23 protein-coding genes and 3 pseudogenes are annotated in these 24,724 nt (G+C 75.1%); 13 read left to right on the top strand and 13 right to left on the bottom strand.

Annotated elements, in window-relative coordinates:
- From QQK22_RS10390 to QQK22_RS10370, 5 genes are all read left to right on the top strand, one after another.
- Positions 1-1,512, top strand: coding sequence for an NAD(P)H-quinone dehydrogenase (locus QQK22_RS10390; protein ID WP_284250860.1), 1,512 nt, complete (start codon positions 1-3; stop codon positions 1,510-1,512).
- A 145-nt stretch (positions 1,513-1,657) separates the two neighbouring features.
- A complete protein-coding gene (locus tag QQK22_RS10385) occupies positions 1,658-3,403 on the top strand; it encodes an ABC-F family ATP-binding cassette domain-containing protein (protein ID WP_284250859.1) in 1,746 nt (581 codons plus the stop codon).
- A gap of 9 nt (positions 3,404-3,412) precedes the next feature.
- A complete protein-coding gene (dapE, locus tag QQK22_RS10380; protein WP_284250858.1) occupies positions 3,413-4,540 on the top strand; it encodes a succinyl-diaminopimelate desuccinylase in 1,128 nt (375 codons plus the stop codon).
- Between the two features lie 65 nt (positions 4,541-4,605).
- The gene (locus QQK22_RS10375) at positions 4,606-5,436 is read left to right on the top strand and encodes an LOG family protein (protein WP_284250857.1); all 831 of its coding nucleotides are present in this window, start codon (positions 4,606-4,608) and stop codon (positions 5,434-5,436) included.
- Between the two features lie 124 nt (positions 5,437-5,560).
- Entirely contained in the window at positions 5,561-5,728 is a 168-nt protein-coding gene (locus QQK22_RS10370; protein WP_284250856.1) for a DUF3117 domain-containing protein, read from the top strand.
- A 117-nt stretch (positions 5,729-5,845) separates the two neighbouring features.
- Here the strand turns inward: QQK22_RS10370 and QQK22_RS10365 are convergent, their stop codons facing one another.
- Together QQK22_RS10365 and QQK22_RS10360 are read right to left on the bottom strand one after the other, a co-directional pair.
- Positions 5,846-6,103, bottom strand: a complete 258-nt coding sequence (locus tag QQK22_RS10365; protein ID WP_284250855.1) for a hypothetical protein — start codon at positions 6,101-6,103, stop codon at positions 5,846-5,848.
- A 130-nt stretch (positions 6,104-6,233) separates the two neighbouring features.
- On the bottom strand, positions 6,234-6,878 hold the full coding sequence (locus QQK22_RS10360; RefSeq protein ID WP_284250854.1) for an O-methyltransferase: 645 nt from the start codon (positions 6,876-6,878) through the stop codon (positions 6,234-6,236).
- A gap of 172 nt (positions 6,879-7,050) precedes the next feature.
- On the opposite strand from QQK22_RS10360, the gene sigE reads away from it, so the two are divergent.
- From sigE to QQK22_RS10335, 5 genes are all read left to right on the top strand, one after another.
- Positions 7,051-7,668 (top strand): RNA polymerase sigma factor SigE, encoded by a 618-nt coding sequence (gene sigE, locus QQK22_RS10355; protein WP_284250853.1) that lies wholly within the window; start codon positions 7,051-7,053, stop codon positions 7,666-7,668.
- Between the two features lie 277 nt (positions 7,669-7,945).
- The gene (locus tag QQK22_RS10350) at positions 7,946-8,593 is read left to right on the top strand and encodes a hypothetical protein (protein WP_284250852.1); all 648 of its coding nucleotides are present in this window, start codon (positions 7,946-7,948) and stop codon (positions 8,591-8,593) included.
- Positions 8,586-9,794, top strand: coding sequence for a S1C family serine protease (locus tag QQK22_RS10345; protein WP_284250851.1), 1,209 nt, complete (start codon positions 8,586-8,588; stop codon positions 9,792-9,794). The genes QQK22_RS10350 and QQK22_RS10345 overlap by 8 nt, the downstream gene beginning before the upstream one ends.
- Entirely contained in the window at positions 9,749-9,928 is a 180-nt protein-coding gene (locus QQK22_RS10340) for a PDZ domain-containing protein (RefSeq protein ID WP_348525642.1), read from the top strand. Before QQK22_RS10345 ends, QQK22_RS10340 begins: the two co-directional genes overlap by 46 nt.
- Positions 9,925-10,374 (top strand): twin-arginine translocase TatA/TatE family subunit, encoded by a 450-nt coding sequence (locus QQK22_RS10335; protein ID WP_284250850.1) that lies wholly within the window; start codon positions 9,925-9,927, stop codon positions 10,372-10,374. The genes QQK22_RS10340 and QQK22_RS10335 overlap by 4 nt, the downstream gene beginning before the upstream one ends.
- A gap of 36 nt (positions 10,375-10,410) precedes the next feature.
- Here the strand turns inward: QQK22_RS10335 and QQK22_RS10330 are convergent.
- From QQK22_RS10330 to QQK22_RS10300, 7 genes and pseudogenes are all read right to left on the bottom strand, one after another.
- A pseudogene (locus QQK22_RS10330) lies at positions 10,411-11,537 on the bottom strand (Mrp/NBP35 family ATP-binding protein).
- 49 nt (positions 11,538-11,586) lie between these two features.
- Entirely contained in the window at positions 11,587-12,330 is a 744-nt protein-coding gene (locus QQK22_RS10325; RefSeq protein WP_431310190.1) for a response regulator, read from the bottom strand.
- A 2-nt stretch (positions 12,331-12,332) separates the two neighbouring features.
- On the bottom strand, positions 12,333-13,517 hold the full coding sequence (locus tag QQK22_RS10320) for a sensor histidine kinase (RefSeq protein ID WP_284250848.1): 1,185 nt from the start codon (positions 13,515-13,517) through the stop codon (positions 12,333-12,335).
- Positions 13,518-13,529: 12 nt separating this feature from the next.
- Positions 13,530-14,345, bottom strand: a complete 816-nt coding sequence (locus QQK22_RS10315; protein ID WP_284250847.1) for an ABC transporter permease — start codon at positions 14,343-14,345, stop codon at positions 13,530-13,532.
- A complete protein-coding gene (locus QQK22_RS10310; protein WP_284250846.1) occupies positions 14,342-15,202 on the bottom strand; it encodes an ABC transporter ATP-binding protein in 861 nt (286 codons plus the stop codon). Before QQK22_RS10310 ends, QQK22_RS10315 begins: the two co-directional genes overlap by 4 nt.
- A 125-nt stretch (positions 15,203-15,327) precedes the next feature.
- A pseudogene (locus tag QQK22_RS10305) lies at positions 15,328-15,741 on the bottom strand (DUF1003 domain-containing protein); the annotation flags it as partial.
- A gap of 189 nt (positions 15,742-15,930) precedes the next feature.
- Positions 15,931-17,172 (bottom strand): annotated as a pseudogene (locus QQK22_RS10300) (magnesium transporter MgtE N-terminal domain-containing protein); the annotation flags it as partial.
- A gap of 133 nt (positions 17,173-17,305) precedes the next feature.
- On the opposite strand from QQK22_RS10300, the gene QQK22_RS10295 reads away from it, so the two are divergent.
- Positions 17,306-18,136, top strand: a complete 831-nt coding sequence (locus tag QQK22_RS10295) for a YflT domain-containing protein (RefSeq protein WP_284250845.1) — start codon at positions 17,306-17,308, stop codon at positions 18,134-18,136.
- Positions 18,137-18,343: 207 nt separating this feature from the next.
- On the opposite strand, the gene QQK22_RS10290 is transcribed toward QQK22_RS10295, so the two are convergent.
- Entirely contained in the window at positions 18,344-18,688 is a 345-nt protein-coding gene (locus QQK22_RS10290) for a DUF2332 family protein (RefSeq protein ID WP_284250844.1), read from the bottom strand.
- A 3-nt stretch (positions 18,689-18,691) separates the two neighbouring features.
- Positions 18,692-20,227, bottom strand: coding sequence for an aminopeptidase P family protein (locus QQK22_RS10285; RefSeq protein ID WP_284250843.1), 1,536 nt, complete (start codon positions 20,225-20,227; stop codon positions 18,692-18,694).
- A gap of 85 nt (positions 20,228-20,312) precedes the next feature.
- Between QQK22_RS10285 and QQK22_RS10280 the strand changes: the two genes are divergently transcribed.
- Complete coding sequence (locus QQK22_RS10280; RefSeq protein ID WP_284250841.1) at positions 20,313-21,176, top strand: PHP domain-containing protein; 864 nt, start codon at positions 20,313-20,315, stop codon at positions 21,174-21,176.
- Positions 21,177-21,183: 7 nt separating this feature from the next.
- Here the strand turns inward: QQK22_RS10280 and QQK22_RS10275 are convergent, their stop codons facing one another.
- Together QQK22_RS10275 and QQK22_RS10270 are read right to left on the bottom strand one after the other, a co-directional pair.
- On the bottom strand, positions 21,184-21,804 hold the full coding sequence (locus QQK22_RS10275) for an L-threonylcarbamoyladenylate synthase (RefSeq protein WP_284250840.1): 621 nt from the start codon (positions 21,802-21,804) through the stop codon (positions 21,184-21,186).
- A 120-nt stretch (positions 21,805-21,924) separates the two neighbouring features.
- Positions 21,925-23,775: a DEAD/DEAH box helicase gene (locus QQK22_RS10270; RefSeq protein ID WP_284250839.1), complete on the bottom strand. Its 1,851-nt coding sequence runs from the start codon at positions 23,773-23,775 to the stop codon at positions 21,925-21,927.
- 204 nt (positions 23,776-23,979) lie between these two features.
- Here QQK22_RS10270 and QQK22_RS10265 point away from each other — a divergent pair, with 204 nt between their 5' ends.
- Positions 23,980-24,690: a ferritin-like fold-containing protein gene (locus QQK22_RS10265; protein WP_284250838.1), complete on the top strand. Its 711-nt coding sequence runs from the start codon at positions 23,980-23,982 to the stop codon at positions 24,688-24,690.
- Positions 24,691-24,724: the final 34 nt, after the last annotated feature.

Raw genomic sequence — 24,724 nt, 5'->3', positions numbered from 1 at the left:
ATGACGTCCCCGACGCCGCCCGCGACCTCCGCCAGCACCCCCGCACCCGACGGCTTGGCCGCCACGAGCGCCGCGAACGGACCGGGCAAGGCGCCCGACGCCAAGCGCGGCGCCTCGTCGACCCGGCTCGGCAGCCAGGTGGTGATCGTCGGCGGCGGCCCCGGCGGCTACGAGGCCGCGCTCGTGGCGGCGCAGCTCAAGGCGGACGTGACGCTGGTGGAGCGGCAGGGCCTGGGTGGGGCCGCGGTGCTCACCGACGTCGTCCCCTCCAAGACCCTCATCGCGACGGCGGAGTGGCGCGCCATGGTCGCGGCCGCGGGGGAGCTGGGGATCCGCGCACCCGAGGGGCGTGACGCCTCCCTCCAGGTCGATCTCGGCGAGGTGAACGCACGCGTCGTGGCGCTCGCGCAGCAGCAGAGCCGCGACATCCGGGCCAACCTCGAGCGCGAGGGGGTGCGGATCGTCGAGGGCACGGGGCGCCTCGCGGCGTCCGACACGGTCGAGGTCACGGGGGAGGACGGCGAGCAGGAGCTGCCGGCCGACGTCGTCCTCCTCGCGACGGGTGCGACCCCGCGCGAGCTCCCGACGGCGGTGCCCGACGGCGAGCGCATCCTCACCTGGACGCAGGTCTACTCCCTCGCGGAGCTGCCCCAGCGGCTCGTGGTGGTCGGGTCCGGCGTGACCGGGGCCGAGTTCGCCGGTGCGTTCAGCGCGCTCGGCGTCGACGTCGTGCTGATCTCCAGCCGGGAGCGCGTGCTGCCGGGCGAGGACGCCGACGCCGCCGAGCTGGTCGAGAACGCCTTCCGCCGCGGCGGCATGGAGGTGCTCTCGCGCTCCCGCGCGGCCGGGGTGGTGCGGCGCGGCGACGAGGTGGTCGTCACGCTCACCGACGGCCGCGAGGTGACGGGGTCGCACTGCCTGCTCGCGGTGGGCGGCATCCCGAACACCGAGGGGCTGGGGCTCGCGGGCGCCGGCGTCGCGACCACGGACACCGGTCACATCACGGTCGACCGCGTCTCCCGCACGACCGTCCGCGGCGTCTACGCGGCAGGTGACGTCACGGGTGTGCTCCCGCTCGCGTCGGTCGCGGCGACCCAGGGCCGCATCGCGATGTGGCACGCGCTGGGCGACGCCGTCGCGCCGCTGGACGTGCGCCGCGTCCCGGCGACGGTCTTCACCTCGCCCGAGATCGCGACGGTCGGGGTCAGCGAGGTCGACGCCGCCGCGCACGAGGGCCGCGTGACCACCGTGCCGCTCGCGCGGAACCCGCGCGCGAAGATGCTGGGCATCCACGAGGGCTTCGTGAAGGTGATCTCGCGCGAGGGCTCGGGCTCGGTGCTCGGCGGCGTGGTGGTCGCGCCGCGCGCGAGCGAGCTGATCCACGTGCTGACGCTCGCCGTCGCGAGCCGTGTGACGGTGGACCAGCTGGCCAGCGCGATGACGATCTACCCCTCGCTCTCCGGCTCGATCGCGGAGGGCGCCCGGCGCCTGCACGCGCCCGTCACCGACTGAGCGCGCCGAGACGCCGCGGGAACGAGCCGCGCGGCGCACCCCGGGGAATTCGCTCGACGGCGATCCGCCGCCCTCCTAACCTGGTCCCGTGCTGATCTGACCCGCCCCGCGTCCGCGCGCCTCCTCGACCCTCCGGCAGGTCCCCGTGTCAGCACCGCACCCCGCTCCACCCGTCCACCCCCGGCACCCCGGCACCCCCGTCCTCGCCCTGCGCGGCGTCTCCTTCGCCTACCCGGGCGACGGCGCCACCCACCCCGTCCTGACCGACGTCACCCTCCAGGTCGACCCCGGTCACCGCACGGGTCTCGTCGGGGAGAACGGCTCGGGCAAGTCCACGCTCCTGCGGATCCTCGCCGGCGACCTGACCCCGGACCGCGGCACCGTCGAGCGTCCCGCGGACCTCGGCCTCCTCGCCCAGGAGCTGCCCTATCCCGACGGCACGGCGGCCGCGGTGGTGCTCGAGGACGCCCTCGCCGCCGTGCGCGCGATCGAGCAGGAGCTCGACGCGGCGGCCCGGGCGCTCGCGGGTGCGGCCTCGCCCGCGGCCGGCGAGCGCGCCGAGGACCGCTACGCCCGCGCGCTCGCCGCGGCCGAGGCCGCGCAGGTGTGGGACGCGGGCACCCGCGTCGCCCAGGTGCTCGGCGGCCTCGGGCTCGGCGCGGTGCTCGAGGATCCCGCCCGCACCGTGGGCACCCTCTCCGGCGGCCTGCGCACGCGCCTGCACCTCGCCTCGCTCCTGGTCCGACGCCCGACCGCGCTCGTCCTCGACGAGCCCACCAACCACCTCGACGACGACGCCACCGACTACCTCGCGAGCGTCCTGCGTGCGCACCCGGGCGCGGTGCTCATGGCGAGCCACGACCGCGCGTTCCTCGACGACGTCGCCACCCACGTCGCCGATCTCGACCCCCGCGCGACCCCGGTCGGGGAGAGCACCGGCCTGACGCTGACCCGCGGCTCCTTCAGCGACCACCTCGTGGCCGCGGCGGCGGCCCGGGAGGCGTGGGAGGAGCGCCACGCCGCGGAGCAGGAGGAGCTGGCGCGGTTGCGCGACGCCGTCGCCACGACCGCGCGCCAGGTCGCCCACGGGCGGGGGCCGACGGACAACGACAAGTTCATCACCAGGTTCAAGGGTGCCCGTGTGGAGCGCACCGTCTCCCGCCGCGTGCGTGACGCCGCCACCCGCCTGGCCGAGCTCGAGCGCACCCAGGTCCGCAAGCCGCGGCCCCCGCTGCGCCTGACGATCCGCGGCGGTGCCCCGACCACGCGTGCCCACGGCCACCGGCCGGGTGCGCTGCTCGCCTGGGCGCGCGACGTCGTCGTGCCCGGCCGGCTCGACCTCGCCGCGCCGGGCTCGCAGGTGCGCAGGATCGAGGTGACCGCCGGGTCCCGCACGCTGCTGACCGGGGCGAACGGTGCGGGGAAGTCGACGCTCCTGCACGTGCTGGCGGGTGATCTGGCGCCCTCGCGCGGCACCGTGGGCACGATGGCCGGCGTGCGCGTGGGTCTGCTCGAGCAGGACCTCGCCCTGGCGGGCGAGCACCGCACGCCGCGCGAGCTGCTGGCGCTCGTGCACGGTGGCTCGGGCGAGGCTGACGACGGCGCGCACGTCGACGCGTCCGGCCTCCTCGCGCCGCGCGACCTCGCCCGCCCCGTGGCCGACCTCTCGGTCGGCACCCGACGCCGCGTGGTGCTCGCGATGCTGCTGGCGCAGGCACCGGACGTGCTGCTGCTCGACGAGCCGACCAACCACCTGTCGCTCACCCTGGTGGACGAGCTGGTGGCCGCGCTCGAGGACTGGCCGGGCGCCGTCGTGGTGGCCTCGCACGACCGCTGGCTCCGGCGGCTCTGGCGCGGCGAGACCGTCCACCTGGGGCAGATCGGCACGTAAGGTCGTCGGGTGAGTCAGCCCGCGCGCGCCCTGCCCGACCTCGCCACCACCGACCCGGTCACGCTGACGCGCGTGCTGTGCGACATCGCCTCGGTCAGCGGCGAGGAGCGCGCGATCGCCGACGCCGTCGAGCACGCCCTGCGGGCCATGCCCCACCTCGAGGTCCTGCGCGACGGCGACGCCGTCCTCGCGCGCACGAACCGCGCTCGCGCGAGCCGCGTCGTGATCGCCGGGCACCTCGACACCGTCCCGGTCCAGGGCAACCTGCCCACGCAGCTGCGCACCGACGAGGTCGACGGCGAGGTCCTGTGGGGCCGCGGCACGGTCGACATGAAGGGCGGCGTCGCCGTCGCGCTCCACCTCGCGGCCGCGGTCGCGGACCCCGCCGTCGACGTCACCTACGCCTTCTACGACCACGAGGAGGTCGAGGCGGCGAAGAACGGGCTCGGACGGATCGCGCGAAACCACCCCGCGTGGCTCGCCGCCGACTTCGCCATCCTCGGCGAGCCGACCTCCGGCCACGTCGAGGGCGGCTGCAACGGCACGATGCGGCTGGACGTGCGCACGCCCGGCTGCACCGCCCACTCGGCGCGCGCGTGGCGCGGCCACAACGCGATCCACGACCTCGCGCCCGTGCTGACGGCGCTGGCCGCACACACGAGCGAGACGGTCACGGTCGACGGGCTCGACTACCGCGAGGGGCTGAACGCCGTCGGCGTCCGCGGCGGGATCGCGGGGAACATGATCCCCGACGACGCCGTCGTCACCGTGAACTACCGCTTCGCACCCTCGCGCGACGCCGCGCAGGCCGAGGCGTACGTCCGCGAGGTGCTCGCCGACGCGCTCGCGGCGCTCCCGGACGCGACCGTGACGGTCACCGACGTCGCCGAGGGCGCGCGCCCCGGCCTGGACCACCCGGTGGCCGCCGCCTTCGTCGCGGCCGCCACCGCGGCCACCGGCGCGCAGATCAACCCCAAGTACGGCTGGACCGACGTCGCCCGCTTCTCCGCGCTCGGGGTCCCGGCCGTCAACTTCGGTCCCGGCGACCCGAGCCTCGCCCACGCCGACGACGAGCGGGTCCCGACGGCGCAGATCGCCGCCGTGGCCGATGCGCTCCGGGCGTGGCTCGCGCCCTGACCCGAGCCGCCCGACGCCCCCGATCCCACGACCACGACCGCCACCGCCGACGGAAGGCCGAATCCATGACGGACCACACCACCAACCACACGACCGACCGCACCGCGGACCCCGCCGTCGACCGCCCGACCCACCAGCGCGGGCCGGTGACGCTGCGCGGTCAGCTCGTGCCCGCCACCACCACCGACGAGCGCCTGCTCGGGACCGACGACGGCGCCTGGGTGCACTCCGACCCGTGGCGCGTGCTGCGCATCCAGTCGGAGTTCGTCGAGGGGTTCGGCGCGCTGGCCGACCTCGGGCCCGCGGTGAGCGTCTTCGGTTCGGCACGCATCCGCGAGGGCGACCCGGAGTGGGCGCTGGGTGAGGCCGTGGCACGTGAGCTGGTGGACGCGGGCTACGCCGTCATCACGGGCGGCGGGCCGGGTCTGATGGAGGCTGCCAACAAGGGTGCGCACGAGGCCGGTGGTGTGTCTGTCGGACTCGGGATCGAGCTGCCGTTCGAGCAGGGGATGAACCCCTACGTCGACCTCGGCGTCAACTTCCGCTACTTCTTCGTGCGCAAGACGATGTTCGTCAAGTACGCCTCGGGGTTCATCGTCCTGCCGGGCGGTTTCGGGACGCTGGACGAGCTGTTCGAGGCGATCACGCTGGTGCAGACGGGCAAGGTGCGGCAGTTCCCGATCGTGCTGGTCGGCACGGCGTTCTGGTCCGGGCTCATCGACTGGCTGCGCTCCACGCTGCGCGAGCGGGGTCTGGTGGGGACCCACGACGTCGACCTCCTGCAGGTGGTGGACGACCCGGCCGAGGCGGTCCGGCTGGTCACGCGGGCGGCGGCCGAACTGGCCCGCCAGGAGCGCGAGGCGACGAGCGAGGCGGCCGCCGAGGGGGCCGAGTAGGGCCGCCGCCCGGCGGCGGGCCACCCCCTTGTCATACAATGGGCGTGCCAGTGGTGACCGCCGGGTCGCCGCCTGCAACGGCTGACCAGCAGGTACGCCGACGACGACGGAGGGATCCGCAACGATGGCCGCGATGAAGCCCAGGACGGGTGACGGACCTCTCGAGGTCACCAAGGAGGGGCGCGGCATCGTGATGCGCGTGCCGCTCGAGGGCGGGGGCCGTCTGGTCGTCGAGCTCAAGGCCGACGAGGCCTCGGCGCTCAAGGAAGCTCTCACGGGCGTCGTCGGCTGAGCCGACCTCCCCGCACGTCACGAGGCCGGACCGCTCGCACTGCGAGCGGTCCGGCCTCGTCGCGTCCAGCCTCGTGCCGTCGCGCCGTCATCGACGACGGCGTGATGGGCGCGTGACTCAGATGGTCTTGTAGGGGTTGCTGGCCCCGAGGTACCAGAACTGGTTCGTGCCGGGGATCCGCACGGGGGCGCAGGAGTAGCCCACGTTGATGTTCCGGGCGGAGAGCCAGCGGTACATGCCGTCCATGCAGCCCTGGTAGGTGGTGAAGCGCGCCGTGTACTGTGCCGCCTCGGCGGGCGGTGCCGTGGCCGCCGTCGTGCCGAGGAACCCGAGGGCGAGAGCGGCTGCGGCGGCAGTGCGGTAGATGGTTCTCATGGGGTGCCTCCTGGTCCTGGTGGTGTCACCGCAGTCTGGCAGCGCAGGCTCGGCGGGAGCGGGTCGGGCGACGGGGAGAGGTACCCGTCCGCCCGTCCGACACCAACGCCGGCGCGGCCGCGAGCGAGATTCAGCGCCGGACGGCGACGAGGAGTCCACCGCCGGCGGGCACCAGCGAGACGGCGAGCCCGTCGTCCGAGACGAGCTGGCGCACCAGCTCGCGCACGGCCACCGTGTCGACGTCGCGCCGTGCCGGGTCGGCCACCCGGTCGTGCCAGAGGGCGCGCGTCACGGCGAGCGTCCCGCCCACGCGCAGCAGGCGCCGGGCCTGCGCGACGAGGTCCACGAGGTCGGCGACGTCGGAGTCCAGCAGCACGAGGTCGTACGCACCGTCGGCCAGCCGCGGCAGGACGTCCAGCGCCCGGCCCGCGATGGTGCGCGTCCGCGAGGACGGCACGCCCGCGGCGGTGAACGCCCGCCGCGCCTCGCGCTGGTACTCGACCTCGACGTCGATGGTCGTCAGGACGCCGTCGCGCGCCATGCCCCCGAGCAGCCAGACGCCGCTGACCCCCGTGCCGGTCCCGATCTCGACCACGTGCCGCGCACCGCTCGCGGCCGCGAGCACCTGCAGCAGCGCCCCGGTCGCGGGGCTGACCGCGTCGATCCCGAACTCCGCGGCGCGCTCCCGGGCCGCCGCGGCGGCCTCGGGCTCCACCACGACGTCCTCGGTGTAGGCCCAGCTCTGGGCCCTGTCCGCCCTCTCGGCACCCGCCATCGTGGGGCCTCCTCTCGTCTGGAGCCATCGTAGGTGGCCGCGTGCACGCCGAGGCCGGAGCCGCCCGGTGACGCGCCGGAGGCGGGCGGCTTGCGGCACCGGCGGAACGCCCCGACGCCGTAGACTCGAGGGGCGCCACCGGCACCCGGTGGACCCCGATCGAAGGACACCCGTGCAGGCCGAGGAGTGGCACCCGCCCACCTGGGACGAGATCGTGCGCGAGCACACGCCGCAGGTGTACCGGCTCGCGTACCGGCTGACCGGTCAGGTGGCCGACGCCGAGGACCTCACGCAGGAGGTCTTCCTCCGCGTCTTCCGCTCGCTCGACACCTACACCCCCGGCACCTTCGCGGGCTGGCTGCACCGCATCACCACCAACCTCTTCCTCGACCAGGTGCGACGCCGGGCGCGCAACCGCACGACCGCGCTGGGGGAGTACGACGCCGACGCCCCGCGAGCCGCGCGCGCGGACGAGCCCGAGCGCGGCTTCGAGATCGGCAACCTCGACGTCGACATCCAGTCCGCGCTCGACGAGCTGCCGCCGGAGTACCGCGCCGCCGTCGTGCTGCGGGACATCGAGGACCTGACCTACGACGAGATCGCCGACGTCCTCGGGATCTCGCTGGGCACGGTGCGCTCGCGCATCCACCGCGGCCGGGCGCGGCTGCGCACGTCGCTGGCCCACCGCTCGCCCGCCGAGGTGGCGGCCGCCAGCGAGAGCGACGGCGCCGGACCCTCGCGCCGCGCGGTGCCGCAGCTCCCGCTCCTGACGCCGAGGCCCGCCCAGTGATCGGGCCGTTCGGACACCTCGGGTCCGAGGCCGGTGCGGTCGCCGACGGCAGCCTCCCGGAGCAGCGGATGGCCTGGGCCCGTGCCCACCTCGCCGCGTGCGACGAGTGTGCCGCCGCGGTCCGCGAGCAGCGGCGTCAGCGCCGGCTGACGTCCTCGATGGGGAGGTCGCCGTCCCGACCGCGCTCGAGGAGCGGCTCCGCGCGCTGTGCGAGGCGGCTCCCACCGAGGGCCCCGGTCGGGACGACGGGGTCGACGGCGGGAGGCGCGTCGACGTCGTGACCCGCACGGGGAGCGGCCGCGGCGGCGCCCGGCGCTCGCCGGTCCGCGTGCTGGCAGTCGCGGCCGTCTCGGTCCTGGGCGTCGGGGTCGCCGCGAGCGGATCGCTGCTGGTCCTCGGGAGCGTGCGCACGACGTCGCCCTCCGCCCTGGCCGCGCTCGCGCAGACCGATCCCACGTCCACGCGCACCCCCGTCGGGGTGACGGGCCCCGACGCGTCGCCGCGCGCGGGAGGTGGGGCGTCGGCCGTGGTCGGCGGGACGTCGTCGACGGCCCACGTCTGGCCGGCCGGCTGGACGTCGCCCGAGGCGCTGCCGGGCGACGGTCGCGTGGTGGCCGCCCACGACCTCGAGGGCGGGGGCGTGCGCGTCGACCTCGTCGTCGACGGCGAGGACGTCACGGTGGTCGAGGCGCGCGGCGGACTGCGTCTGTCCGACGTGACGGTCGAGCGGAGCCGGAGCGTGGGCGACCTCGACGCGCACCTGGTCGAGGGGTGGTGGGCCGCGCAGGTCGGCCGCGACGTCGTCGTCGTGCACGCCGCGAGCGACGCCGTCGCTCTCGAGGTGCTGGAGGAGTTCGACCAGCGCGGGTCGGCCGGCGTGATGGCCAGCCTCTCGCGCGGCTGGCAGGTGATCGCCGGTGGCTGAGCGCGAGAGCGGACCCCAGCACTGGCCGTGGCCGGCGCCCGGCGAGACGGTCGGCGATCCCGTACCGGGCGGGGAGCAGGGGACCGGGCAGCCGTTCCAGCAGGTCGTCGCGCCCGGGGGACCCAGCGAGCAGCCCCCGGCGCCCGGCAGGCGCGGCCGTCGTCGCCGCGACCGCCGGCGCGGGGTCGCGGTCCCCGCCGTCGCCGCGCTCACGAGCCTCGCCCTGCTGGTGGGCACGCTCCTCGGCCTCGTGCTGGCCCCGCGGTTCGGGATCGAGACGCTGGCGGATCAGGCGCCCGGCGCCGGCCCGGCCGACCCCACCGGCCCCTCCGACCCGTCGTCCCCCGTCCCCTCGACGCTGCCCCAGCCACCGTCGACCGGCGGGCCCGCGGCCACGGGCGGCATCGACGTCACGGCGATCGCGGCCGCCGCGCTCCCCAGCACCGTCACGCTGCAGATCCCGACGCCGGACGGCATGTCGCGCGGCTCCGGCTTCGTGCTGCGCGAGGACGGGCACATCCTGACGAACGCCCACGTCGTCGCCTACGCGGCCGAGTCCGGCGCGGAGATCACGGTCGTGTTCAGCGACGGCGAGCAGGCGGTCGCCGAGCTCGTCGGCCTCACCGGTGACTACGACCTCGCCGTCGTCCGGGTGGATCGCACGGACCTGGTCCCGCTGCCGCTCGGTGACTCCGACGCGGTGGCGGTCGGCAACGACGTCGTCGCGGTCGGCGCACCGCTCGGCCTGCAGGGCACGGTCACCGCGGGCATCGTCTCGGCGCTCAACCGGCCCGTGCAGGCCGGCGAGGGCGAGCAGACCTCGTTCATCAACGCGATCCAGACCGACGCGGCGATCAACCCCGGCAACTCCGGCGGCCCGCTCCTGGACTCCGCCGGTCGCGTGATCGGCATCAACTCGGCCATCGCGCAGCCGCAGGGCGTGGCCGCGGGCGGCAGCATCGGCCTCGGGTTCGCGATCCCGAGCAACCAGGCCCGCCGCACGGCCGAACAGCTGATCGCCACCGGCGTCGCCACCTACCCGGTGATCGGCGTGCTGCTCGACTCCACCTACACCGGTGTCGGCGTGAAGGTGGCGATCGAGCCGTCCAACGGCACCGAGCCGCTCACCCCCGGGGAGCCGCCGAGGCCGCCGGGATCCGGCCGGGCGACGTCATCGTCGCGATCGACGGCACGCCCGTGACCATGCCGGACGAGCTGATCATCGCCATCCGTGCGCGGGCACCGGGTGAGACCGTCGTGCTCACCGTGCGTGAGGCCGGCGGCGACCGCGAGGTCGAGGTGGTGCTCGGCGAGCAGGCGAGCGCGGCTCCGTGATCAGCTTCCCCAACCCGTGGGAGATCGGCATCCTGATCGTGGTGGTGCTGCTCGTCGTCGGCCCCGAACGGCTGCCGACGTTCGCCGCCCAGCTCGGCCGCCTCGTGCGCGAGCTGCGCGACATCGCGCGCGGGGCCACCGAGCGGGTCCGGGAGGAGATGGGCGACAGCTTCGACGACCTGCGCGACCTCGACCCCCGTCAGTACGACCCGCGCCGGATCGTGCGCGAGGCCCTCATGGAGGACGTCGCGCCGCGCCGTCCGCCGCGGGCACCTCGCACGGCGACACCTCCGACGAGCGGCGCCGCCGCCGCGACGGCGGCTGCGGCGGCCGGGGGAGCCGCCGCGGCGCGCCCACGCCCGTCCGCCCCCACCGGCACCGGTGGGACGAGTGCCTCCGGCGCCGCCCCGGCGGACGGCGCCCCGTTCGACGACGAGGCCACCTGAGGCCGACCGCGGCGCGGGACCGTGCGCCGCGCGCGGCTACACGATGCTGAGGCTGAGCCGCCGGCCCGACAGCCCGCGCTCGCGCACCGCGAGCCGTTCCGCGAGCGCACGCAGCGCCCGCACACCCTCGCCCTCCGCGTCCCCGAGTGCGGCCGGGGTCCCACCGTCGCCCCCTCTCGCACGACGACGTCGAGCGGCACCTGGGACAGCAGGTCCACCCGGTAGCCCAGCGAGTCCGTCAGGCGCTGGGCGACCGCCTCGCCACCGCCGCTGCCGAAGAGCTCGAGCCTGCTCCCGTCGGGCTGCGTCAGCCAGGACATGTTCTCCACGACGCCGATGACGTTCTGCCGGGTCTGCGCGGCCATCGACCCGGCGCGCGCGGCGACGTCGGCGGCCGCGGTCTGCGGCGTCGTGACGACGAGCAGGTCCGCGCCGGGCACGAGCTGCGCCACCGAGATCGCGATGTCGCCGGTGCCGGGCGGGAGGTCCAGCAGGAGCACGTCGAGGTCGCCCCAGAAGACGTCGGCGAGGAACTGCTGCAGCGCGCGGTGCAGCATCGGCCCCCGCCAGACCACGGGCTGGCCGGGCGCGGCGAACATGCCGATCGAGATGACCTTCACGTCGTGCGCCACCGGCGGCAGGATCATGTCGGAGACCTTGGTGGGGGAGTGCTCCACGCCCAGCATGAGCGGGATCGAGAAGCCGTAGATGTCGGCGTCGAGCACGCCCACGCGCAGCCCCTGCTTCGCCATCGCGACGGCGAGGTTCGCCGTGACGGTCGACTTGCCGACGCCGCCCTTGCCCGAGGCGACGGCGATGACACGCGTGAGGGAGTCGGGCTGCGCGAACGGGATGACGGGTTCGGCGGTGCCGCCGCGGAGCTTGGTGCGCAGCTGGGTGCGCTCGTCGTCGGTCATCACCGTGAGCTCGACGGCGACGCTCGCCACCCCCTCGACGGCCTCGACCGCCGCGGTCACGTTCGCGGTGATGGTGTCCCGCAGCGGGCAGCCGGCCGTGGTCAGGGCGACGCCGACGACGGCGTGGTCGGCCTCGATCCGGACCTCGCGCACCATGTCGAGCTCGGTGATCGGGCGGCGGATCTCCGGGTCCAGGACACCCGCGAGAGCCTGGTGGACGGCGTCGAGGCGGGGGTCGGTCGTCATCCTTCGAGTGTAGGTCGGGCCCTCGGGGGTCCGTCAGGCCCGCCGGGGCTCACGGTGGTGACGTCGGTCGCTCCAGCAGGCCGAGCTCCATCGCGCGCGTGACGGCGCGGGTGCGGTCGGAGACCTCGAGCTTGGCGAAGACGCGCAGCAGGTGCGACTTCACGGTCGCCTCGCCGATGAACAGGCGCCGTCCGATGGCGGGGTTGGACAGGCCGTCGGCCACGAGGCGCAGCACGTCGTGCTCCCGGTCGGTGAGGGTCGGTGCGTCGACGTCGACAGCGGTGGCGTCGGCGGCCGACGGCGCGCGCGGGCCCGGGGTCGGCGCGGTGCCGGGCTGGTCGCGCACCCGGGCGACCAGCGCCGTCGCGACGGCGGGCGAGAGCGCCGACGTGCCGGCGGCGACGGCCCGGACGCCCGCGACGATCTCGGCCGGCGGGGCCGCCTTGATCAGGTAGCCGCTGGCGCCGGCCTCGATCGCGGCGAGGATCATCTCGTCGCTCTCGTAGGTCGTCAGCACCAGGACGCGAGGTCGCGGCCGGTCGAGCGCGACCACGCGCGCGGTCGCGCGCACGCCGTCGAGCACGGGCATCCGCAGGTCCATGAGCACGACGTCGGGACGCAGCCGAGCGGCCAGCTCGACCGCCGCGGCGCCGTCGCCGGCCTCGCCCACGACGTCGACACCGCCCTCACCCGCGAGCAGGCCGACGATGCCCGCGCGGACGATCGGGTGGTCGTCGGCGACGAGCACGCGCACGGGCGCGGGCACGGGCGCGGGCACGACGGCGCCGGGCACGCTCACGTCGCGACCTCGTCCCGGGCCGCGGCGTCCGAGCGCGGCGCCGTCGGGACGAACGCGCGCAGCGAGCCCCCGCGCGGCTCCCTGGCGCCGAACGCGACCCAGCCGCCCACGAGGGCGAGCCGGTCGTGCAGCCCGCGCAGGCCGTACCCCGCGGTGGGGGACGGAGCGGTCGGTGGCCCCACGCCGTCGTCCGATACCTCGATCGCGACCCCGTCCTCGCCGCCCGTCACCTCGACCCGTGCGCGGGAGGCGCGGGCGTGCTTGCGCACGTTCGCGAGCGCCTCCTGCACGGTCCGCAGCACGGCCACCTCCTCCTCGCGCCCGAGCCCGGAGGCGGTGCACGAGAGCTCGACGGCAAGACCCGTCTCGCGCTCGAAGGCGGCGGTCACCCGGGCGAGCGCGTCGGCCAGCGCCGCGGTCGGCGCGTACTCGGTCACGAGCGCCCGCGACTCGGCCAGCGCACCCGTGGCGAGGTCACCCAGGAGGTCGAGGTTGGCCGTCGTCACGGCGTCGTCGGCACCCCCGGCGTGGTCGCGCTGGGAGCGCTGGACGACCATGACGAGGCCGGTGAGGCTCTGCGTGACCGTGTCGTGCAGCTCGCGTGCCACCCGCGCCCGCTCGGCGTCGACCCCGGCGGACCGCTCGAGCGCCCGGACCTCCTCCTGGGCCCGCTCGAGCTCCTCCACGAGCGCCGCGCGCTCGGCGGCGTAGCGGTAGACGCTGCTGAACCACGCGCCCATGGCGATCGAGAAGCCGGCCGAGACCGAGCCCGTCACGACGCCGTTCAGCCAGTCGCCGGGCCCGAGCCCGCTGCCCACGGCCACCGCGGCACCGAGCGCGGCGCTCCGCCACGCCCCGGTCCGGAAGTCCGAGCTGACCCGCCACAGCAGGGGATAGGCGGCGATCTGGACGAACGCTGACGTGGGGGAGCCGAGGCAGGCGAGGCCGACGAGCGCGACGACCACCGCCCCGTAGGCGCGGGCGCTCGGCGTCCCCTCGGCCTCGATGGCACGGCGCCCCCAGACGAGCTGGGCCACGACCAGCGCCGCGAGAGCGACGACGGCCAGCAGGATCCCACCGGGGGTACGGGAGTCCGACGAGCGCTCGAGACCGACCAGGACGCCGACGACGACGCCCGTGGCGACCGTGCCGGCGCTCCACCAGCGGCCCGAGAGGTTCACGGCCCGATCATCTCAGGCGTCCCGGCGCAGCCAGCGGAACGTCAACCGCGAGACCACGAAGCCCAGCACCAGCCAGACCGTCAGGGCCAGGGCCACCTGTCCCGGGCCCCACTCCCCGCCGCGCTCGAGCACCTGCATCTCCTCCGGCAGGAAGACCGACCGCATTCCCCGCGCCATCCACGCCAGCGGGAAGGCGGCGGCGATCGTGCGCACGCCGTCGGGGAGCTGGAAGTCGGCGACGTAGACGCCGGAGATGAACTGCAGCACCACCACGACCGGGATGACGACGGCGCTCGCGCTGCGCCCCGAGCGCGGCAGGGCGGACAGCGCCACCCCGACGAGGGCGCAGCTGAGCAGGCCGAGGAGGTACACCCACGCGAACGTCAGCCACCGTCCGGGGTCGGTGGGGAGGTCGACCCCGAAGGCGAGGCTCGCCACGAGCAGGAGCAGCGTCACCTGGCAGGTGCCGGTCACCAGGACCTGGCCGAGCTTGCCGAGGAAGTACGTCACGGGGCTCATCGGCGTGCCGCCCAGGCGCTTGAGGCGGCCGTCGCCCTTCTCCAGCGCGATGTCGATCGCGAGGTTCTGCACACCGGACAGGAGCAGCCCGGCGGCGATGAGACCGGGCAGGTAGTAGGTGGCCGCGGGGATGCTCGCGGGTCCGTCGCCGGTCAGGCCCGCCACGGAGATGTCCTCGGAGAAGATCGAGGAGAAGATGACCAGGAAGATCACGGGGAACAGGAACGTGAAGAACACGGTGTCGACCTGGCGGAAGTAGCCGCGCACCTCGAAGGCGGTGCGGGCGGGGGCCAGGGTGAGCGCCCTCATGAGGCCGCCTCCGTCCGTGTGGTGGCTGCCGCGACCAGGTCGAGGTAGACGTCCTCGAGCGACGGCCGCGCGACGGTGAGGTCGCGCGGCTCGTGGCCGAGCCGCGCGGCGACCTCGGTGACGAGCGAGGCGGGGGTCTCGGTGCGCCGGACGCGGCGCTCGCCGTCGTCCTCGCGCCAGGACACGACCGGGACGCGGGCGTCGAAGCCGCCGATCTGGGCCACGGGCCCGACGTCGACGAGGCGGCCGCCGATGATGACGCCCACCCGGTCGGCGAGCTGCTCGGCCTCGTCGAGGTAGTGGGTCGTGAGGAGGATCGTGGTTCCCTCGTCCGCCAGGAGGCGGATCAGGCCCCAGAACTCGCGTCGCGCCTCGGGGTCGAACCCGGTCGTCGGCTCGTCGAGGAACAGCAGCTCCGGTCGGCCGATGATCCCGAGCGCGACGTCCACGCGCCGGCGCTGCCCGCCGGAGAGGCGGCCGATCCGCGTCCCAGCCTTCGACTCGAGCCCGACGGCGGCGATCACCTCCTCGACGTCGCGCGGGCGGGGGTAGTAGCGCGCCTGCTGCGCGAGCTGCTCGCGCACGGTGTAGACGCCGCCCTCGGGGAGGTCCTGCAGCACGATGCCGAGGCGGGAGCGCCAGCGGCTGCCGGCGGCGCCGCCCGTGGCCGGGTCGGTGCCGAGGACCTCGACACGGCCGCCGGTTCGGCGGCGGAAGCCCTCGAGGATCTCGATGGTCGTGGACTTGCCGGCCCCGTTCGGGCCGAGCAGGGCGAAGGTCTCGCCCCGTCGGATCTCGAAGGAGAGGTCGTTGACGGCGGTGGTGCCGCCGTAGCTCTTGCGCAGGCCGTCGACCACGACGGCGGGGGTGAGGTGCTCATGCCCTCCAGCCTCGCGACCGCGGAGCCGTCGCGGCAGCCACCGACCGGTGGGTTCGCCCCCACCGGTCGGTGGAGGGCGGCGGGAAGTGGGCGGGTGAGCGCTCAGCGGCGCCGGTCGGCGGCGTGGAGGTCGGAGTCGCCGTCGCCGTCGCGCTCGGCCCGGATCTCCTCGCGCAGGTCCTCCAGCAGGTCGCGCAGCTCACCGCGGACGTAGTCGCGGGTGGCGACGTCCTGCAGCGCCAGTCGCAGTGAGGCCATCTCGCGCGCGAGGAACTCGGTGTCGGCGAGGTTGCGCTCGGTGCGCTGGCGGTCCTGCTCGGCCGCGACGCGGTCGCGGTCGGTCTGCCGGTTCTGCGCCAGCAGGATCAGCGGGGCGGAGTAGGACGCCTGCAGCGACAGCATCAGCGTGAGCAGCGTGAAGCCGAGCGCGTAGCTGTCGAAGCGCAGGTTCTCGGGCGCCAGCGTGTTCCAGGTCAGCCAGAACACGCAGAAGATCGTCATGTAGACGATGAACCGCGGGGTGCCGAAGAACCGGGCGATGCGCTCGGCGTTCTGGCCGATGTCGACGCCGCCCCGGTCGTTGCGACGGCGTCGCAGCAGCCCGCCGGACTTCTCCAGCGGGGTGTCGAGGCGGTCCGCGCGGTCGACGCGGTCGCTGCGCTCAGCCACGGTCGCCCCCGGGGTCAGCGACGCGTCGGTGAGCACGTCGTCGGCGTCGCGCCAGTCGTCGGGCAGCAGGCGGTCGAGCACGTCGTCCGCCGAGACGGCGCCCAGGAGGTGCCGCTCCTCGTCGAGCACCGGCAGAGCCGTCAGGTTGTAGGTCGCCATCAGGCGGGTCACCTTCCCCAGCGGATCGGTGGGCAGCACCCACTCGATGTCCTTGTCCAGCAGCGTCGCGACGGCGTCGTGCGGGGGTTCGCGGAGCATCGCCTGGAGGTGGACGACGCCGAGGAAGCGCCCCGTGGGCGTCTCCAGCGGGGGCCGGACGACGAACACGAGGGTCGCCAGCGCGGGGGAGAGGTCGCGACGGCGCACGTGGGCCAGCGCCGAGGCGATCGTGGCCTCGGGGCCGAGGATCACGGGTTCCGTGGTCATGAGGCCACCGGCGGTGTGCTCGTCGTAGGCGAGGAGGCGGCGCACGTCGTCGGCCTCCTCCGGCTCCATGCGTTCCAGCAGCTCGGCGGCGGTCGCGGCAGGGAGCTCGGCCACGAGGTCGGCGGCGTCGTCGGGCTGCATGACGTCGAGCACGCGTGCGGCACGGTCGGTCTCGAGACCGGTGAGGATGGCGACGGAGTCCTCGCCGGACAGCTCCTCGAGCACGTCGGCCAGGCGCTCGTCGTCGAGCTCGACGGCGACCTGCAGCCGCCGCTCGTCGGGGAGGTCGTGGAGCTTGTCGGCCACGTCGGCGGGCTTGAGGCCCTCGAACGTCGCCAGCAGCGCGGACGCGCCCTGACCCGCCTGGACCGCGCTGAGACCGGTGACGGCGTCGGCGTCGACCAGGAGCGTCTCGCCGCGGCGCAGCCGCAGCCCGCTCGTGACGGTGCGCCGCACGAACAGCTTGGTGACGTCCCAGTCGCGGCCGCGTCGCAGCTCGATCCCGACGTCCTCGAGGCGGGCCGACCCGCCGCCGTCGCGCTCGTGGAGCGTGACGGTGCGGTCCAGGAGCTGGCCGACGACCTGCGTCTCGCCCGCACGCTGCTCGAAGCGGCGCATGTTCAGCAGGCCGGTCGTGATGACGGCGCCGGCGTCCATGCTGGTCACGCGCGAGAGCGGCACGAACACGCGACGCTTCCCCGCGACCTCCACCACGAGCCCGACGGCGCGCAGCGCGCCGGTCGTGCGCGTCACCACCACGACGTCGTGCACCTTGCCCACCTGGTCGCGGTTGGGGTCGTAGACGCCGGTGCCGGCGAGGCGGGCGACGAAGACGCGGGAGGGAGTGCTCACGGCCTCCAGGGTAGGCGCGGCGGGGCCGCTCCCGGCTCGTCGCCCGCGAGCGCGACGTGCAGATGTGGGGCAGGTTCGTGTCCGGGCGCGCCCGGCACCGCACGATCGGCGCGTTCCGCGCGACAATGGGGGCATGTCGATGAACGATCCGCGCGCCACGCGCGTGCCCACCCCGCCGCAGGGCGTCGAGATCGCGTCCTACCCCACCTACCTCGAGGCGCAGAAGGCGGTCGACGCGCTGGCCGACGGCGCGTTCACGGTCCAGGCGGTCACGATCGTCGGATCGGACCTGCGGATGGTCGAGCGGGTGACGGGGCGGCTGTCCTACCCGCGCGTCGCGGCCGCGGGCGCGCTGTCCGGCGTGTGGTTCGGCATCTTCGTCGGGCTGCTGCTCAGCCTGTTCTCCGAGGGCAACTTCGTCGGCACGATCGCGACGTGCGCCGCGATCGGCGCCGCGTTCGGGTCGCTCTTCGGCGTCATCTCCTACTCCTTCACGGGCGGCAAGCGCGACTTCGTGTCGTCCTCGCAGGTGGTCGCGAGCCGGTACTCGGTGCTGTGCCTGCCGGACCTCGCCAGCGATGCGCGCGCGATGATCACCAAGGCGCAGATCCCGCTGTCGAGCGGTGGGGTCGGCGGCGGTGGCGGACTCGGTGGCGGACTCGGTGGAGGCGCTGCCGGCGGTGGCTTCGGCGGTGCGCCCCAGGCTCCGCAGCAGCAGCCCTCGCAGCAGCCGGGCCCGTACGGCCAGCAGCTCCCGCAGCAGCAGCCCGGCCAGCCGGTCGGCGCGCAGCCCGGCCAGCAGGGTCAGCCCGGCCAGCCCGGCCAGCCCGGCCAGCCCGGCCAGCCCGCGCAGCAGGGCCACCAGCCGGCGCCGCAGCAGCCGCGTCCGGACACCCCGGACCTGAACGAGCCGCCCCGGTACGGCCAGCGCATCGACGGCGACCAGCAGCGCCCGCCCCAGTAGCGCCCGCTGCAGCAGCGGGCTGGGCCGCACCCCGGCCCGCCCCCGACGGGCCGCTGCCGCCCCATGGTCGGCGCCCCGACCACCCGGCCACACCGTCACCCGCGGTTCCGCCGCGTGCGCAGTTCTTGCTGCTTCACGGCCGCTGAAGCAGCAAGAACTGCGCACGCGGCGAGCGGCACCACTCAGGGCGGCGTTCCCGCCGGCAGCTCAGTGGTCACCGGGGGTTCGGTGCGCACAGATCGGGTCTTCACGCACCCTCAAGGCCCCGTTGGTGCGCAGCGAAGGGCCCTGCCCCGGGCAAGGCCCGGCGGCCGCAGCGCTCACCGCGCCGCGCGGCCACGGGTCGGTGGGCACCCCGACGGCCCGCACCGAGGCGAACACCAGGTTCGGCTGCTGCCGGTCGCGCGGCAGGCTCTCGACGAGCGCGACGACCTCGGCGTCCGCCGCCAGCGAACGCGCCCACTCGTCGTAGCGCGGGGACATCCCGGCGGCCTCGAGGTCGGCCCAGCGCACGTAGCGCTGCGCCACTCCCTCCCACGCAGCCGCCGGCACGGCTCAGCCCCGCTCGCCGCGCGCGATGCCCGCCATCCACGCCTCGACGTCCTCCGACCGGCGAGGCAGCGTGGCCGACAGGTTCTCGTAGCCGTCGGCCGTCACGAGCACGTCGTCCTCGATGCGCACCCCGATCCCGCGGTACTCCTCCGGCACGGCGAGGTCGTCGGCCTTGAAGTACAGCCCCGGCTCGATGGTGAAGACCATGCCCGGCTCGAGCACGCCGTCGAGGTACATCTCCGCGCGCGCCTGCGCGCAGTCGTGCACGTCGAGGCCGAGGTGGTGGCTGGTGCCGTGCGGCATCCAGCGGCGGTGCTGCTGGCCCTCCGGCGTCAGCGACTCCGTGGCCGTGACGGGCAGCAGCCCCCACTCCTCGAGGCGGTGCGCGAGCACCTCCATCGCGGCGGCGTGGATGTCGCGGAACCTCACCCCCGGCCGCACGACGGCGAAGGCCGCGTCCGCCGCCTCGCGCACCGCGTCGTAGACGCGCCGCTGGACGTCCGTGTACGTGCCCGAGACGGGCAGCGTGCGCGTGACGTCGGCCGTGTACAGCGAGTCGACCTCGACGCCGGCGTCCAGCAGCAGCAGCTCGCCCGCGGGCACGGCGCCGGTGTTGCGGATCCAGTGCAGCGTGGTGGCGTGGTCGCCGGCCGCGGCGATCGTGTCGTACCCGACGGCGTTGCCCTCCTCGCGCGCCCGCGCCGCGAACACGCCCTCCACGACGCGCTCGCCGCGCACGTGCTCCACGGCGCGGGGGAGCGCGGCCACGACGTCGGTGAACCCGCGGATCGAGGCGTCCACCGCGAGGCGCAGCTGCTCGACCTCCCACGCGTCCTTGACCAGGCGCAGCTCGGAGACCGCGGTGGCGAGCTCGTCGTCGAGAGTGGACTCCTCGAACGTGGTGTGGCCGTTCTCGGCCGCGACGACGTCCACGAGCGTCGCGACGGCGTCGTCCGCCCCGCGCACCACGCGCACGTTCACGCCGGGCGTCGAGGCGTCCTTGGCGACGGCGTCGCGCAGGTCGTCGATGTGCGCGGCACGGATCCCGGTCAGCGCCTGCGCCTCCTCGAGCGTCCAGCGGGTGCCGACCCAGAACTCGCCGTAGCGCGCGTCGGCGTAGAACTCCTCGGACTCGCGCGGCGCGAGCGGCCGCGTGTACAGGACGGCCTCGTGGGTGGGCGCGCCCGCGCCCTCGCCCGCGGCCTCGTGGACCGGGTGCAGCACCAGGACGGCGTCGGCCTCCTGGTCCGTGCCGAGCCCGGTCAGGTGGGAGAACGCGGCGTGCGGCCGGAAGGCGTAGTCGGTGTCGTTGGAACGCACCTTGAGCGAGCCGGCGGGGATCACGAGCACGTCACCCGCGAGCTGCGCGCCGAGACGCGCGCGCCGGTCCGCGGCGTGCGGCGCCGAGGCTAGCGGCTCGGGCAGGGTCGAGGTGCGGGGCGCCCACCGCGAGCCCATGAACTCGCGGAAGGAGGCGGAGGACGGGCGCTGGCTCCGGTTGTTGCCGCGGTCACTGACGGGCTGCTGCTGCTCACTCATGCCAGCCATCGTCCCACCCGACGTCGCGGGGCCGCGTCGGCGGCCGCCACCGTGTGCAACTTCAGCCCCGGTAGCATCGAGGACCGTGCTCATCGACCTCCACACCCACTCGGCCGCCTCGGACGGGACACAGTCCCCGGGCGACCTGGTGCGGGAGGCGGCCGACGTCGGCGTCGACGTCCTGGGGTTGACCGACCACGACACCACCGCCGGCTGGGCCGAGGCCGAGCGCGCCGCGCTCGAGAGCGGCATCGCCCTGGTGCGGGGCGCCGAGCTGTCCACGCGCACCGGCGCCACCAGCGTGCACCTGCTGTCCTACCTCCACGACCCGGCCGACGTCCCGCTGCTCGCGGCCCTCGAGCGCTCGCGCACCGCGCGCGTGCGTCGCGCCGAGGCGATCGTGGCCAACCTCGCGCGCGACGTCGACCTCACCTGGGCCGACGTCGCCGCCCAGGTCGCCCCCGGCGCGACGGTCGGTCGCCCGCACATCGCCGACGCGCTGGTCGCCGCGGGTGCGGCTCCCTCGCGCGACGCCGTGTTCGCCGGCCTCCTGGGGGAGGGGAGCCCGTACGTCGTCCACTACGACGTGCCCACGCCGCAGGAGATGATCGGCCTCGTGCTCGCGGCGGGCGGGGTGCCCGTGCTCGCGCACCCGTTCGCCCACCTGCGGGGGGCGAGCCTCACGGCCGAGCAGCTCATCGAGCTGGCGGCGTGCGGCCTGATGGGCGTCGAGGTCGACCACCGCGACCACGCGCAGGAGGATCGGATCGCGCTGCGGGGACTGGCACGCGAGCTCGACCTCGTGGTCACGGGGTCGAGCGACTACCACGGCACGGGCAAGCGCAACCGGCTCGGCGAGAACGGCACGGCGCCGGACCAGCTCGCCGCGGTGCTGGAGCGCGGGCGCCTGCCGCTGGTCGACGGTCGACCCGCCGGTCGGAGGGGCTGAGCGCCGCCTACTCGAACGGCGAGGGGTCGCCCGCGCCCACGCGCACGACCTCAGGCTCGCCCGAGGACAGGTCGACGACCGTCGTCGGCTGCGTGCCGCACTCGCCCGAGTCCAGCACCGCCTCCACGAGGTGACCGATCTCGTCGTTGATCTGCCAGCCGTCGGTCAGCGGCTCGCTCGCGCCCGGCAGCAGCAGCGTCGAGGACAGCAGCGGTTCGCCGAGCTCGCGCAGCAGCGCGCGGACGACCGGGTGCTGCGGGATGCGCACCCCCACCGTCTTCTTCTTCGGGTGGTGCAGCCGCCGCGGGACCTCCTTGGTCGCGGGCAGGATGAACGTGTAGGCCCCCGGCGTCGCCGCCTTGACGGCGCGGAACGCCCAGTTGTCGAGGTGCACGAGCGAGCCGAGCTGGTGGAAGTCGGAGCACACGAGGGTGAAGTCGTGCTTCGCGTCGAGGTCCCGGATCTGCCGGATGCGCTCGGGTCCGGTGGGGGAGTCCAGGCGCGAACCGAGTGCGTAGCAGGAGTCGGTGGGGTAGGCGATGAGCGCGTCGTCGCGCAGCATCGCGACCACCTGCGCGATCGCGCGTGCCTGGGGGTCGACCGGGTGGACCTCGATGAACCGTGCCATGGGGCCACCCTAGGCCCGGCCCCTCGCTCGCGTCTGCGGTCCCGGGGGCTCCGGATGCGACGATCCCGCCGGGACGACGCCGGAGCGTGCCTCCCGGCGGGATCGTCGGGTCGTGCGGGGCTACTCGCCCGAGGTGGCCTCGGGGGTCGCGTCACCCTCGCCGCCACCCGAACCACCACGACGGCGACGGCGACGGCGCGGCTTGCGCTCGCCGTCGCCCAGCAGCGCGGCCGTGCCGGGGAAGGTCGAGGAGCGGTCAGGCAGCTCGATGCTCACGTCGGTGCCGGGCACCGCGACGCCGGACGGGGCCGGCGACGACGCGGGCGCCGCCGAGGTGCCCGCCCCACCCTCGCCCGCGCGGCGCTCGCGCTGCTCGCCGGAACCGCCGCGGCGACGGCGCGAGGAGCCGTCGCGCTCGCCGTCACGACCGCCACCGCGGCGCTCGCCGCCGCGACCGCCGCCCTGACCGCGACCCTCGCCCTGACCACGACCTTCGCCGCGTCCGCCACGGCCTCCGCGGCCGCCGTCACGCTCGCTCGACCCGCCGGAGCGGGAGGTGCGCTTGCCCGTCTCACCGAGGTCCTCCACGGCCTCGGCGCCGAGACCGGCGCGCGTGCGCTCGGAGCGCGGCAGCCGGCCCTTGGTGCCCTCGGGGATGTCGAGGTCGGTGTAGAGGGCCGGGGTGGAGGAGTAGGTCTCCGGCGGGTCGGGCACCTCGAGGCCGAGGGCCTTGTCGATGAGCGACCACTTGGGCACGTCGTCCCAGTCGACGAAGGTCACCGCGGTCCCGGTGTTGCCTGCGCGCCCGGTGCGGCCGACGCGGTGCAGGTACGTCTTGTCGTCGTCGGGGCACTGGTAGTTCACGACGTGCGTGACGTCGTCGATGTCGATGCCGCGCGCGGCGACGTCGGTGGCCACGAGCACGTCGACCTTGCCGTTGCGGAAGGCCCGCAGGGCCTGCTCGCGCGCGCCCTGGCCGAGGTCGCCGTGGATCGCGGCCGACGCGAAACCGCGATCCGCGAGCTCGTCCGAGACCTTGGCGGCCGTGCGCTTCGTGCGCGTGAACACGATCGTGAGACCGCGGCCGCGGGCCTGCAGGATGCGTGAGAGCATCTCGACCTTGTCGAGCGCGTGCGCGCGGTAGACGAGCTGCTTGATCGCCTTGAGCGTCACACCGTCGTCGTCGGGGTCGTGCGCGCGGATGTGCGTGGGGTGCGACATGTAGCGGCGCGCCAGCGCGATGACCGCGCCCGGCATCGTGGCCGAGAACAGCATCGTGTGGCGGCTGGCGGGCGTCGCCGCGATGAGGGTCTCGACGTCGGGCAGGAAGCCCAGGTCGAGCATCTCGTCGGCCTCGTCGAGCACGACGGTGCGCACGTGCGAGAGGTCGAGGTGGCGCTGCTTGAGCAGGTCGATCATGCGCCCGGGCGTGCCGACGACGACCTCGACGCCGGCGGTCAGCGTCTCGATCTGCGGCTCGTACGCGCGGCCGCCGTAGAGCTGGATGACGCGGACCTTGCGGCGGCGCGACGCGGTGGCGAGGTCGCCCGCGACCTGGGCGGCGAGCTCGCGCGTGGGGACGACGACGAGCGCCTGCGGCTTGCCGGCGGCGGGCAGCGCGTCGAACCCGTCCTCACCGGGGGCGACGACGTTCTGCAGCAGCGGGACGCCGAAGCCGAGCGTCTTGCCCGTGCCGGTCTTGGCCTGCCCGATGATGTCGTGCCGCGAGAGCGCGACCGGCAGCGTCAGCGCCTGGATCGGGAACGGGTGCAGGATGCCGACGTCGGCCAGCGAGCCGACGATCTCGGGGTTGACGTCGAAGTCGGCGAAGGTCTGGGGGACCTCGGTGTGCGGGTCGACGGCGGGGGCGTCCAGCGTCTCGGCCGTCACCTCCGCGATCTCCTCGGGGGAGGCGGGCTCGGTCGACTGCTCGACAGGTTCGGGTGTGGTCACATCGGTCGTGTCGGTCATGAGTGCCTTGCTCTCGTGGCACCGTCCTCGCGTGCCGGCCGTGGCCGTCCGCGGCGGGACCAGCGCCGGGTGGCGGCAGCCGATCGCGGTTTATCGAGCCGACCGTTCGAGCGGCCGGGCAGAGGCAGGGGCTCAAGGAGCGACCGGGCAACCTGTGTCGGCCCCACTCTAGTGCCCCGTGGCGCGGCGGCTAGGCTGGCGCTCATGTCTGCGCCCGAGCCCGCCACCGACCAGGCGCCCGACGGCGCGTCCCCACCCTCGTCCTCGGCCGGGGAGATCGAGGTGCTCGCCCTGGTCGCGGCCGGCGAGCTCGCGAGTTTCGCGCGCCTGGCCGACGACGCCGCGCACGCCCCCGAGCTGCGCATGCGCATCACGCTCTCGCGCCTGGCGGCGGGTGAGCTGGCCCCGCTCGGTGCGGTCGAGGAGCGGGCGCGGGCCCTCGGCGCGGACCCCGAGGCGCTCGACGACAGCATCTGGAGCTTCCGCGAGCTGCTCGCGGAGTTCGACGCGCGCCTGGTGCCCCGCGACTGGTGGGAGCGCCTGGTGAAGACCTACATCGGGTACGGGATCGTGCTGGACCTGCAGCGCGAGCTCGCGGCGGGGCTGACCGGTCGGTCGCAGGAGGTCGCCGCTGCGGCGCTCGCGGACAAGGGCTGGGGCGACGTCGTCGTCGCCGCGCTGACCCCCGTGATCGCGGCGGAGCCGCAGCTCGCCGCCCGGCTCGCGCTCTGGGGCCGCCGCGTGGTCGGCGAGGGGCTGGGGATCACCGCCCGGCTGCTCGCCGTGCACCCCGAGGTGGCCGCGCTGGCGGCGGGCGCCGCCGGGCCGTGGACGCCCGAGCACGTCACCGCGCTGACCGGTCGGCTCACGAGCGAGCACGCGCGCCGGATGAAGCGGCTCGACCTGACGGCCTGACCGCCTGACCGGCGTCGGACGGGCGGGGCGGACC

Source organism: Litorihabitans aurantiacus, assembly GCF_030161595.1.
Taxonomy (GTDB): Bacteria; Actinomycetota; Actinomycetes; order Actinomycetales; family Beutenbergiaceae; genus Litorihabitans; species Litorihabitans aurantiacus.
Note: the sequence above shows the minus strand (reverse complement) of the source record. Positions and strands in the feature narration are given on the sequence as shown.

Coding starts and splice junctions, on each gene's coding strand:
- QQK22_RS10390 (WP_284250860.1), top strand. CDS start 1: ATGACGTCCCCGACGCCGCCCGCGACCTCCGCCAGCACCCCCGCACCC.
- QQK22_RS10375 (WP_284250857.1), top strand. CDS start 4,606: ATGACGGACCACACCACCAACCACACGACCGACCGCACCGCGGACCCC.
- QQK22_RS10370 (WP_284250856.1), top strand. CDS start 5,561: ATGGCCGCGATGAAGCCCAGGACGGGTGACGGACCTCTCGAGGTCACC.
- QQK22_RS10365 (WP_284250855.1), bottom strand. CDS start 6,103: ATGAGAACCATCTACCGCACTGCCGCCGCAGCCGCTCTCGCCCTCGGG.
- QQK22_RS10360 (WP_284250854.1), bottom strand. CDS start 6,878: ATGGCGGGTGCCGAGAGGGCGGACAGGGCCCAGAGCTGGGCCTACACC.
- QQK22_RS10315 (WP_284250847.1), bottom strand. CDS start 14,345: ATGAGGGCGCTCACCCTGGCCCCCGCCCGCACCGCCTTCGAGGTGCGC.
- QQK22_RS10295 (WP_284250845.1), top strand. CDS start 17,306: ATGTCGATGAACGATCCGCGCGCCACGCGCGTGCCCACCCCGCCGCAG.
- QQK22_RS10285 (WP_284250843.1), bottom strand. CDS start 20,227: ATGAGTGAGCAGCAGCAGCCCGTCAGTGACCGCGGCAACAACCGGAGC.
- QQK22_RS10275 (WP_284250840.1), bottom strand. CDS start 21,804: ATGGCACGGTTCATCGAGGTCCACCCGGTCGACCCCCAGGCACGCGCG.
- QQK22_RS10270 (WP_284250839.1), bottom strand. CDS start 23,775: ATGACCGACACGACCGATGTGACCACACCCGAACCTGTCGAGCAGTCG.
- QQK22_RS10265 (WP_284250838.1), top strand. CDS start 23,980: ATGTCTGCGCCCGAGCCCGCCACCGACCAGGCGCCCGACGGCGCGTCC.